Raw genomic sequence first — 12056 nt, forward strand, 5'->3', positions numbered from 1 at the left:
GAAAATTCCGCCGAGCTTGCCACAGCCAACGCAAGCGCCGTTCACATCGGACACGCGCCTCGACTCCGACTTGAACCCGAACTCGTTCCCGGGCTGGGCAGCTAGATTTGCTAATATGCTTTGGGTTCCGGCCAATCGTGCCTTCTACACAACAAGGCTTGACGTGCGCGATTCGTTAGGCATCTACGTAGATGTAACCGCAGGTATCAATGTCAACACCAACGAGATTTTCTGGAACTTCACGTCCATTGATCCCATCACAGGCCAACCTCCCACAAGTCCGTTCGTCGGCATGCTAGCTATCAACGACAGCATCACACATCGCGGCGAGGGCTTTGTAAACTACACGATCAGACCGGGAACACACGTATCCCAAACTGGAGACGTCATCGATGCTCAAGCGAGCATCGTCTTTGACTGAACGAGCCTGCGGTCACACCTCCGATCTTCAACACAATAGATGCCGACTTGCCGACTAGTACTCTCCCTCTACCGGCCGAACCCGGACAGCGTGGCATTCCCGTCAGTTGGACTGGTCCAGGATGTAGTAGGCAGCTCTGGTGTTGCAAACTATGCCCTGTACGTATCGGAAGATTTCGGACCGTTCTCAGCATATGCCTCGAATGTTGAAGATACTTCCATCATATTTCACAGGCATTCCGGGCCACATTATGGGTTCTTCTCTCTCGCAACAGACAATGTTGGCAATGTTGAAACCATGAAAGGCACCCCGAGGCCGTCACGTTCCTGCAGGTCGCGTTGCACGACACTATTACAAATGTGACGATTCGCGCCAATAGTGTTGGCGACTCTGTCTATTCAACATTACGTTGGGGCAGCGCCGTCGGGAATGCGTACTATTACATCTATGCATCCGACACCGACTCCGAATGGAACGGCGGCGCAGGTTGGTCTCTTCTCGGTACGACGACAACATCCTCTTACATCGATGCCCACATAAGACAAGAGCCCGATGCAGTTCATCTTCTACAGAGTGCTTGGCTTGGTGCCGTGACAAACCCAGCATTGCAGCCCTAACAAGAGCGAGCACATGATCTGAATCACTGAATCTCATAAAGTACAAAGAGGTTTGCCGAATTGGCAAACCTCTTTCTATCTTATCGGTCCAAGTTATGGCGCTACATCTGCGAGCGGGATTGCAGGTAACCCGTGCCGCAGGAGCCATCACGCTGGACATTGCTGTAGCACGTTCATCATGGGACAAACAACAAGTCAACTGGAGATAACTGCCATGACCGTCTTACCAGTTCGCTTAGGTAGCAAATCGTGCTCTTATCAAACAATTTGATCGAGTTTCGAGCTAAGATATGGGCAGCATTCCGCCGCCTAACATTCGCCTTGCGCGCTAACCTGTTGTTAAGCAATGCTGAAATGAAACTGCCGGACCCTCTTTCGTGATATGCCTTGTACTTGTCTTGTCGCTATTTGCTGCAAGATAACAAGACACCCTTGCTAAGTCAATACTTAACAAGGGTGTAATAGTGGAGGCGGCGGGAATCGAAATATCGTCTTGCTGAATCATAAACATAAATATTACAATATTTTATGTTCTATATCCCAGTTAAATCAGGTCTCAATCTTACTCTCTAAGTGCTTGTTTTTTTGCTCCTGTCCTCATAGGGCTTTTGACAAATTTTTGACAGTGTATTGGACTTCACAAGGGACACAAAGTCGAAGGCCTCGCGGTCATCACCCTATCTCGACGGAACCGGACTTGCCGTACTTGCCACCGTAGCTTTTGTCGACCGGCGAAGCCCACACGCGCTAACTGGTTGCCGCCCAACCCTCACACAGTACCTCCGCCTGTTCCAGAACCAGTTCCGTCGCCTTTGCTTGCATATCTGGCGGATAGCCGTATTTCTTCAGAATCCGCTTAATCACGACCCGAATCCCTGCCCGTACATTGTCCCGCACTGTCCAGTCGATCGAAACGCTGTTCCGTACAGCCGTAACAAGCTCCTGTGCTATGATCTTCAGAGTCGCATCCCCAAGGACCTTAACTGCGCTATCGTTGACCTCTAAAGCATCATAGAACGCAATCTCATCCGGAGTCAATCCGAGCGATTCGCCTCGCTGGTCGGCGGCCTTGATGTCCTTGGCCAGCGCAATCAACTCTTCAATGACCTGCGCGGTCTCGACGGCCCGATTGTGATAGCGAGTAATCGACTCTTCAAGCATACCTGCAAAAAGAGCGAGCCTGAACAAGGTTATGTCGTGAACGGTTCTTGATTTCGTTCTTGAGTAGCTTCCGCAGAGTTTCAACTGCCAAGTTACGATGTGGCAACTGGCGAACTTCTTCAAGGGAACTCATCTGACAGAATCGAGATGTCCGGCTTCTTCAGTCCGGCAGCCGCGAATATGTCAATAACACCTTCAGAAGACACCGCCCGTGAAATAAGCTGCCGAATGGCATGGTCCAAGTCAATCGGCGGGCGCTCTTCGTCCGGGTCACCTTGGAGAGTTGTGCCTTCACTGCCTGAAAGAATCCAACATCATCACGAATCCGAATGGCTTCCTCATGTGGCACCGCCAACGCGAACGCCTTGGACAAATCGGCAACGGCTTTGAATAGCCGCGCCTTGCCATCTTCTTGTTGCAAGACGTGCTCTTGGGCTTGGATCAGCAATGTCAGTCTGTCGTTCGTTGTGATAGCTCGTCCAGCTTGACCAGTCAAATCCGTGCATAATCCCGCAGCAAACTTCGTGCTTTTCAAGCATGAGGCGCACAGCTTCCTCTTGGTCAAGTGTGGGTGCGCCTTCGCCGCCGCTTTTCGTATAGGTCGCAAGCGCAACCCTGAGTTCTTGCGCCAAGCCAAGGTAGTCAACAACCAAACCACCCGGCTTATCCTTAAACACGCGGTTGACGCGCGCGATGGCTTGCATCAGCCCGTGGCCGCGCATTGGTTTGTCCGTGTACATCGTGTGCAGACAAGGCGCGTCGAAGCCCGTCAGCCACATGTCGCGCACAATCACAAGTTCAAACGGGTCGTTCGGGTCCTTGAAGCGTTCAGCGAGCTTTTCGCGTTTGGGTTTGTTACGAATGTGCTGCTGCCAATCGAGAGGGTCGGACGCCGAGCCTGTCATCACGACCTTTGATTTTCCCCGTATCATCCGTGTTTGCCGTGCCAGTCGGGTCTTATGCGAATAAGTTCATCGTACAACGCAACGCAAATTCTCCGGCTCATGCAGACAATCATCGCCTTGCCACGCATCGCTGCCAGACGCTCTTGCCAGTGATTGACTAAGTCTTGCGCGACAAGCTTAATGCGCTTCTCAGAGCCAACCAACGCTTCCAAAGCTGCCCACCTTCTTAGCCGTTCACGATCTTCCGCCTCTTCATTCCTCCGTGATTTCCTCGAACTCAGGGTCAATATGCGGGCGTTCGTCTTCATTCAAATCGAGCTTTGCCAATCTGCTTTCGTAGTAGATCGGCACCGTCGCGCCGTCGTCCTTGGCTTGCTCGATATCATAAACGCTGATGTAATCGCCAAAGACTGCGCGCGTTTGTCTGTCCGCAAGTTCAACCGGAGTGCCCGTAAACCCTATAAACGACGCGTTGGGCAGTGCATCGCGCATGTGCTTGGCAAATCCTGTTATGAAGCCGTATTGCGTCCTGTGGGCCTCGTCAGCAATGATTACGATATTCCTGCGTTCAGAGAGCAAGGGATGCTTGACTTCTTCGTCCTTGATCGGAAAGAACTTCTGTACTGTCGTAAACACAACTCCGCCCGACGCAACCTTCAGCTTCTCCCGTAAATCGTCGCGATTCTCTGCTTGAACAGGGGCTTGTCTTAGGATGTCCTTGCACCTTGCGAATGTCCCGAAGAGCTGATCGTCCAAATCATTGCGGTCCGTAATCACGACAATCGTCGGATTCTCCATGGCCGGATGCAGATGACCCTCCCTGCATAGAACGCCATCGTCAAGCTCTTGCCTGAGCCTTGCGTGTGCCACACGACACCGACGCGCTGATCGCCATCCGCGCCTGCCGCATTCACCGTGGACTCAACGGCATGATTGACCGCGTGGTATTGGTGGTACCCCGCAAGCTTCTTTATGATATTGCCCTTCTGGTCTTCTTCAAAGACCGTGAAGAAGCGAACCATATCCAGAAATCGCTGCCGTTCAAAGACTCCTTCAGCACGACTTCAAGCTGCGGGAGGTGCTTGTCGGCGAGCTTATCCCCCTCGACCGTCCGCCATGGCATGAACCGCTCTTTATCCGCCGTCAAGCTGCCAACCCTTGCCCAAATCCCGTCTGAAATCAGCAAAGCCTTGTGATGAAACAGCGACGTAATTTGCTCTTTGTAAGTCTGAAGCTGGTCAAACGCCTTCCAAATGTCCGTCTTTTCGTCGGCAGGATTCTTCAGTTCAATCACGGCCAGTGGCAAGCCGTTGACAAAGATAACGATATCCGGTCGGCGTTCTTGATCGCTTTCAACTATCGTGTATTGATTGACCGCCAGGAATTCATTGTTATCTGGATTGTCAAAATCCAGCACCTGCACATAGTCCCCGCGATAGCTGCCGTCCTCGTGCTGATACTCGACATTCACACCTTCGACCAGCAGTTTATGCAGCGCGCGGTTATTCTGTACAAGCGTCGGCAGATCAGGCTCGTCAGCTTGCGGAACGCTTCGTCGAGCGCATCTTCCCGGCACAGTGGGATTCAGCCGCGCCAGCGCATCGCGGAGACGGCCTTCCAGCACGATCTGCTCATAGCTCACCCGTTCGGCAGCGGGCTCACCGGGTGCGATATCCGGCCCAAACACATAGGCATAGTCTAAATCGCGCAGGATTTCCAGCGCGGCTTCTTCAACAGCGGCTTCGTTTAGGCGGGTCATAAACGGTCGGGAGGGTTAATAAGTGCTTGAAAAACAAGCAAGCGATTGGTCTTGACTTTGCATTATTTCTTCTGTATATTTGCTCAGTCTCAGCTACCAAGCCTCACGGCTGTCAGTGTAGAAGGAGAATAAGGGCCGTTTCTCTCTGGGAAGCGGCCTGTGCATTTTATGGCAATCGTCTGTCGTACTGATCTTGCAGTTCTTGCCGCTCACGTGTACCATCAACATTGTATGCTGTTATGAGATCATAGAATTCGATTGTACCGCCTGCGCGCCCTGCCTTAGTTTTTTTCTGCAACAACTACATAATCCTCGCAAGGTAGCCAAATTACTGTTCGAACCACTCCAGAATGATGCAAGTACTCCAAACAAGTAGATTGGGATCAGAAGAATTCAAAATGAATGCCGCACACCAGCGGATTTTTTCGTGCTCGGATCAAATAGCCGTAGGCCGTTTTGTTTTCGCCCTACTATGTGCCAAAATCCGTCCTCAAACGGGTCACCCGGCTGTTTACGCTTGTCGTACCACACAGGCAGGCCGAACAATGTCGGTCGCCCGTCGACTACATCTTGAATGAAGATAGAGTAGAGGCGGGTGCTTACTATCCCAGTCTCCGTTTGTCCCCTCTAAAGTCGGAAGCCAAGCGGGCGCACCTATATTTGAATATCCCTATTCTGGTTCCCAGATTAGTAGATTGACTTTTGGCTCAAGGGAGTGTCGTGGACAAGCGAACGTTTTGACTTCTGTTTGATTCTTTGAATAATTGCAAGTTTACCTTTGTTGCCTGTCTCGCCGCGATGAAGATAAGAGAGAGCACCAATTAGCAAGTCTGCAAGCTGAACTTGAGCAACTTCGTGAGAACGCACGGACTGAACATTTTCGATTACCGTCTTGGCGAAGCCGTGCTTTGAAGTACACAGCACTTCTCGAAGCTTCTGGATTTTCGGTTCACTCCGGGTATCTTTGATGTCCAGAAAAATCCGATATCGGTTTTCTGGATTGACAAGTGCAAAGAGCAAGCGATAGTACATTCTATAGTACCACGTGTCATGGTCCTGACCGCGCACCTTGTGATCGAGCTTCGTCTTGTCCGGAATCACAACAGCCCGAAAATGCAAGTCGTCATCATCGAAGAAGTAGTCAATCAGGTCAAGATAGAATAACACCTGGACTGCGAGACTTTCGTCCACTTGATTTCTCAAAGTCCGCCGCAGATTGTGGGGCTTTTATTTCTTTGATGCGCGTTGCGATTTCACGGCGCTTCGAGTGCGGTAACCACAGCGCACCGAGAACCATTACTTTCTGATGGTCATTCTCAAGGTGACACCCTCCGTCACAGTAGATATTGATGATTTCGCTCATAAATGTTTCCCCACAATCCTCTCCGCATCCTTAACCCGAATCTCACCCGAAATCAGCTTCGGCAACAGCGTGTCACGAAGCGAGGCGAGAGTGCGGGACCCGTTCGCTTCAATTGAACGGTCAAGCAATTTCTCTCAATTACATTTCCCGCCAGTTCAATACATTTGCTATTTGGTACAATAACCTTTGCTTCACGCAAATGATGCCTTTGGATATGCCCCATCGTGGTCGCTTTGCCTGCTGCAATCAGCCTGAAATCAGATAGGTGATGTAGTGTCCATAAGTAGTAGAACCATTTCGGGTAGTACTCAGATGTCACTTTGAATAAGTGTTGGTTTAGCGCTCCCGGCCCGCCAGTCCACAAAACGCACTCTAACGAACCTGACCACGAAAAAAGGAAGTCACCGTCAGCAATCACATATGCAGGAGCAATCTCTGCTCTCGCAAGGTCAGCACCTTCCGATGTCCCTTTTCGCAATTGTGCAATCTTTATTACTGGTAACACCTGTTCGTCAAGCGGGGGATAATTTTGAAGAGAAAGCCCATTAAGAAAAACGGCGATTTCATCGAGACCAAACACCTTCCACCCCTTCGGAATCTCACCCAATTCCGAATCCACAAACGACGAGGGGAAGAGGTCGGCGATAGGCTTGGGCAGGCCGGGGTCGCGGCCCTCAGACTTCGCGCGCACCGGATCAAAATCACAAACCAACTCTTGAACAACGCCCGCGCCATCTCCTCCAACGTCGCGTTCATCTTCCGATTCAACTCAATCTTAAGCGACATCTCAAAATAGAGTTTGCCGATGAACTCTGCACCCCTTCTTTCAGGTATGGGAATCAAGAGCTTGTCAAAGTCTCCCTTCTTGAAATGCGGAATCATGGTGCCAACGTGGAGATTCAGTATTTGGTCTTGAATTTCCCTGACCTTAACACAGCAAACAAGAATTTCGGCCAATTTTCAACTTATCAGCGCGAACTGCTACTATGTCTTGCGCAATACAAAAGTCCATTTTTCAGGTCATACAGACGCGACCTGAGAGCCTTTTGTCACGAATATCAGGTCACCAGGAACCGGATGCCCTCTGAACCATGTCGAATAGGTTTCATCCGAAACGAACCGTTCAGTTTCATAAACAGGAATAATCCTTCGTTCCTAATACAGTTCGTTGCAATCAAAGGTCGTCCTACTGAGATATAGGACAAGTTCTTCCGCGATTGTCCACTATATGCTCGGATCAACTTCTGTGAAGGGTGCGACCTTTGGCAGAGTTGTTGCATTGGTCACCCCCATATCCCAACTCCTTCAAGTTCTTCCAAATCGCTTTGTCAAGTTTGGCAGCTTCGGTCATCTGCTCTTTCAGTGTGGCGGTGAGGCGGTTCATCTTGTCTTCAAACGGCTCGCCGTCGTCTTCCACTTCTGCCGCGCCGACGTAGCGGCCCGGAGTCAAAATGTGGTTATGTCCGCGAATCTCATCCAGCGTGGCCGATTTGCAAAAGCCCGCCTCATCCTGATATTTCTGCTTCGTCTCCTTGTCCCCGCGCCACGCGTGATACGTCCCCGCAATGAGCTTGATGTCGTCAACGGTCAATTCGCGATGCACACGGTCCATCATCGTGCCGAGCTTCCGCGCGTCAATGAACAAAACCTTGCCGCGCCGGTCTTTGAAGCGCCCGTTCTTTTTGTCCCGCGACAAAAACCACAGGCAAACCGGAATCTGCGTCGCATAAAACAGCTGGCCCGGCAGCGCGACCATGCAATCCACCAAATCGGCTTCAATCATCGCCTTGCGAATCTCGCCCTCGCCCGATTGATTCGACGACATCGAACCATTCGCCAACACAAACCCCGCCAGTCCCGCCGGCGCAAGGTGATGCACAAAGTGCTGCACCCACGCATAGTTGGCATTCCCCGTCGGCGGTGTGCCGTACTTCCAGCGCTTGTCGTCTTTCAGAAGCTCGCCGCGCCAGTCGCTGTCATTGAACGGCGGATTGGCAATCACGAAATCGGCTTTCAAGTCGGGGTGCAAATCGCGGTGACACGTGTCCGCATGCTCCTTGCCCAGATTCCCGTCCATCCCGCGAATTGCCAGATTCATCTTGGCCAGCCGCCACGTCGTGTGATTCGATTCCTGCCCGTAAACCGAGAGGTCGCCCACCTTGCCGCCATGCGCCTCAACGAACTTCTCCGACTGCACAAACATTCCCCCCGATCCACAGCACGGGTCATACACCCGCCCCTTGTAAGGTGCCAGCATCTCAACCAGCAATTGCACAATACACCGGGGCGTATAGAATTGCCCGCCCTTCTTGCCCTCGGCACTGGCGAACTGCGACAAAAAATACTCATAAACGCGCCCCAGAATGTCCTTGGACCGCGCCGCCGCGTCCCCTAAGCCGATGTTGCTGATCAGGTCGATAAGCTGCCCCAGACGCTGCTTATCCAGCCGCTGGTGGGCATAATCCTTGGGCAGCACACCCTTGAGCGTCGGGTTGTCCTTTTCGATGGCCAGCATAGCGTCGTCCACGAACTTGCCCACGGTCGGCTGTTTGGCATTCTTGACCAGCACCGACCAGCGCGCCTCCTTGGGCACCCAAAACACGTTGACCGCCCGGTACTCGTCCGGGTCCTCCGGATCGGCCCCATGCTTCTTGTCCGCCTTGAGCTTCTCGAACTGCTCCTCGAACGCGTCCGAGATATACTTCAGGAAGATCAGGCCCAGCACGACGTGCTTATATTCGGCAGCGTCCATATTGGACCGCAGCGCGTCGGCTGCCTTCCAAAGCTGCGCCTCAAAGCCAATATTCGCGCCTGAGGAGGAGGACGATGCCTCTTTGGACTTCTTGGGGGACTTATCCAGACTTTTTTTCGATGGACGGGGCATGGGGAAATGGGGTAGGGGAGCGGCTGCCGGACAGGCCGGGACACCGTAAAGGACAGAAAATTGGTCAATCCTGCTAAATGTACAACGGGAAAAGCATATCGGCAAGTGGCAAGATTAGCCCGGCAAACAATCCCTCCCCCAATATTGGGGACTGGCTGTCTCAGACGCTCCGTTACATGCGCTAAGGAGAACCCGTGGTCGGTATCGTTTTCTTTATCCCTACAAAACAGCTCAAAAAAATCGGAACCAAGAGGCCATGCCTCTTCGCCCCCAATTACTCCGCTTTATTCAGAATTATGCTACTAACTGCAAAGGGGTGTCAAGGTACGCATCTTACCGGGATTCAGCGCGAAAAAAGTTGCTCAAAATACCGACTTTAGGAGTTTCCTTTTCTTTATTGACACTTCCTGTGAGAATGCTATATTTGGGGCCCAGCGTGAGGAGTCCTTACGCGCGTGCAAACTACCCACGATTCCCCGTCCCATCGCGCGCGCGCGAAGGGTGTTCCAATTTGTCTCTGATAGGTGATTCGTCACGTTCGTTTGGTGCGTTAAGAGTGCTGACTATAATGTACTAAAGAAACTCTGGAAACTCTGAAAACAAAAGAAACAAAAGAAACCACGACGACACGAGCGACACAACAAGCGCAGGCCCTTTCTTAGAATGTTATCTGAAGACATAGTAGAGGCCCTCCAAGAATGCCCGGTAAAGTCATTCCGGTTTCCACTGGTTCTTCTTGACGTATTGTCTAATTTTAGCCACCACGAGTTCAAGGCAAGTCTTCTTTTTGCCTATGCTGACTGTGACGATTTGGCCAGCCTTTTGACGAATCCCCGGGAAACGATCAGCGTGATACAGTTGACAAAAGACTTGAGAGCGTGCGAGAATAGCGCCAATCAGCGAATTGCTGGGTCTTCGTTGATACATGGAAAGTTGCGCGATTAGGGTCTGGCGAAATGCCGTGGCGTGATTTCTGTGTTTGGTCAGCTATTCAATCTGTAATTGGTAAGAAACGCTATTGTCGCATGACCGTGGAAACGATTCGCCTGAGGGCTGCCGGATATGTTAGCCGAAACGAGCAACCCGACAATGCATTTCTCTGGTCCGCAGATCAGATTCGGCGCACTCGTGACAAACTGCGTGAAAACGGACTTCTACGGTTTTACCAAATGTCTGCTCGGGCTATTTATTACGGTTCATGGCGAATCTCTCAAAAGGAGTTTGAGCAACTCATGGCGGAAGTAAGCGTTAAGAGATCCTGGAGGCGTCAGACCGCAGACCGAATCGAAACGCAAAAAGCTAAGATCGAAGAAGTCCTGAACACTAGAGACGCGGCCCAGCGGGCTCAGTCTCTAACTCAGTTCAAAACGAAGCTTGATCGAGCTGAAAAACGCCACGAGGTCGCTGCAAGAAAGCTGCCATACAACTACGTATTGATTCCCGGGCTTGACAACCCTGTCGAAGTCACGCACGCAAATTCGTCCCGGATCACATTCATGAATGGACATATTCTTGCGCATGCCGAATCCGTCTGGATGCAGAACTTTGCAGCAAACGTACAAGACAAGCCCGACCATTATGTTCATTTTAAGTACAAGGGAATACCATACATTATTGAGACCTCAAAACTTTCTCTCTTCTCTCAAAATAGTATTTAAGCATCAAGCCAAGGAGCACAATGGCCCAACAGAACACAGCAGTAACGCCAAACGAAACCCGTTCGCTTTGGAAAGTTGAAGAAGTAGCAAAGTATCTCCAAGTCGCCGTCCAGTCCGTTTACCGCTGGGCGTCCCAAAACAAAATCCCCTGCCGTAAGGTCGGGGGATCGTTGAGATTCGAACCGGAAGAAGTGAAAGATTGGACGGCAGCAAAGCCTAAGCGCCGTGGCCGCCCGCCAAAAGGCCTTGAAAATTGACCTTCTGCATTTCCCGCGATTTGTGCTCCGGCAGGAGGTGAAGGTACTTCTCGGTCATCTTAACGCTGGTGTGACCCAAGTATTCGGAAACGACTTTGATGTCAATTCCGCTCATTAAGCATACAGTCGCGAAAGTATGCCGGAACGTGTGCAGCGAAACCTGACCCCTAAGGTCGATTCCTTCCTTCTTGTAGATTCGGTCAAGCAAATCGCACCATGGCTGCCGGGGCGGAGCCCACGCCTTGCCGTTCGCAGTTGTAAACACGTATGAACCCCGTCGAGGAAGCCCGTGGAGTATTTCGCGGGCTTCTTTCGCCATGGGAACGGCCCGGCCACGCCTTGTCTTGGGTTGCCAGCTCTTCTTGATGCGCACGAAAATCAGTCCGTTTTCAAAATCGACTTCTGACCACTCCAAGTTGCGCAACTCGCCGTCGCGCAGTCCGGTCGTCAACAATAGCGAATAGAACGGCAACTGATAGGGAGTGGCATGCTTCGTAATTAGGGCGATTTCGTCCTTTGTGAAGATTCGGACTGCCTTGGGATCGACCTTGTAGCGTTTGACCCCGGTTGCAGCATTCTTTCGGATGTATTCGCGTTCTTCCGCCCACTTGTAGAACATCTTCAGGGTCGCCAGTTCGTCGTTCCAGGTTTTGTCAGAAATCAAAGGCCGTCGCGATGCCATAAATTCGTCAATCTCGGCGGTCCTCAAGTCCGAGAAGTTCGCCTTGGCGACATTCTCGATCCAAGTTTGAAAGTGCATCAAATGCTGCATTTGCCGTTTACGCCATGGCGGTGACTTCTTGTCCAGCACCTCGGTCTGAAAAAGCTGGAAGGCCCGTTCATTGCTGATCGAGTGCTTGCCTAATCCGACAATTCCGAGTTCCAAGTTCCGAATGATTTCACCCAGCTTAACCTCGGCGAGCTTCTTTGAAGTGACTCCAAGCGAACGCTGCATCAGTTTCCCATTTTGGCTGAACTGCGCGTGCCAGAATTTTCCTCTTTTGTAGATAGTCGCCATGTGAACTCCGTTA

Annotated in this window: 5 protein-coding genes and 3 pseudogenes; 3 read left to right on the plus strand and 5 right to left on the minus strand. The window is 51.5% G+C overall.

Translation table 11 applies throughout. The features are described 5' to 3' along the window. Window positions 1-16: 16 nt before the first annotated feature. Window positions 17-421, plus strand: coding sequence for a hypothetical protein (locus IPH10_10225; GenBank protein ID MBK6911291.1), 405 nt, complete (start codon window positions 17-19; stop codon window positions 419-421). 1364 nt (window positions 422-1785) lie between these two features. On the opposite strand, the pseudogene IPH10_10230 reads toward IPH10_10225, so the two are convergent. From IPH10_10230 to IPH10_10245, 4 genes and pseudogenes are all read right to left on the minus strand, one after another. Further along, window positions 1786-4863: pseudogene (locus tag IPH10_10230) on the minus strand (type I restriction endonuclease subunit R). A gap of 670 nt (window positions 4864-5533) precedes the next feature. After that, window positions 5534-6226, minus strand: a pseudogene (locus IPH10_10235) (DUF3800 domain-containing protein). Next, window positions 6223-6938 (minus strand): annotated as a pseudogene (locus IPH10_10240) (restriction endonuclease subunit S). Before IPH10_10240 ends, IPH10_10235 begins: the two co-directional pseudogenes overlap by 4 nt. Before the next feature lie 525 nt (window positions 6939-7463). Further along, window positions 7464-9110 (minus strand): SAM-dependent DNA methyltransferase, encoded by a 1647-nt coding sequence (locus IPH10_10245; protein MBK6911292.1) that lies wholly within the window; start codon window positions 9108-9110, stop codon window positions 7464-7466. Window positions 9111-10135: 1025 nt separating this feature from the next. Between IPH10_10245 and IPH10_10250 the strand changes: the two genes are divergently transcribed. Both IPH10_10250 and IPH10_10255 read left to right on the plus strand, forming a co-directional pair. After that, the gene (locus IPH10_10250) at window positions 10136-10768 is read left to right on the plus strand and encodes a hypothetical protein (protein ID MBK6911293.1); all 633 of its coding nucleotides are present in this window, start codon (window positions 10136-10138) and stop codon (window positions 10766-10768) included. 20 nt (window positions 10769-10788) lie between these two features. After that, the gene (locus IPH10_10255; GenBank protein MBK6911294.1) at window positions 10789-11025 is read left to right on the plus strand and encodes a helix-turn-helix domain-containing protein; all 237 of its coding nucleotides are present in this window, start codon (window positions 10789-10791) and stop codon (window positions 11023-11025) included. Here the strand turns inward: IPH10_10255 and IPH10_10260 are convergent. Continuing rightward, entirely contained in the window at window positions 10985-12043 is a 1059-nt protein-coding gene (locus IPH10_10260) for a site-specific integrase (GenBank protein ID MBK6911295.1), read from the minus strand. The genes IPH10_10255 and IPH10_10260 overlap by 41 nt on opposite strands. Window positions 12044-12056 lie beyond the last annotated feature (13 nt).

This window comes from bacterium, assembly GCA_016702305.1.
GTDB lineage: Bacteria > Electryoneota > RPQS01 > RPQS01 > RPQS01 > JABWCQ01.

Bases quoted from the DNA above. Each gene is read 5' to 3' on its own strand.
- IPH10_10250 (MBK6911293.1), top strand. From the start codon at position 10,136: ATGACCGTGGAAACGATTCGCCTGAGGGCTGCCGGATATGTTAGCCGA.
- IPH10_10255 (MBK6911294.1), top strand. From the start codon at position 10,789: ATGGCCCAACAGAACACAGCAGTAACGCCAAACGAAACCCGTTCGCTT.
- IPH10_10260 (MBK6911295.1), bottom strand. From the start codon at position 12,043: ATGGCGACTATCTACAAAAGAGGAAAATTCTGGCACGCGCAGTTCAGC.
- IPH10_10245 (MBK6911292.1), bottom strand. From the start codon at position 9,110: ATGCCCCGTCCATCGAAAAAAAGTCTGGATAAGTCCCCCAAGAAGTCC.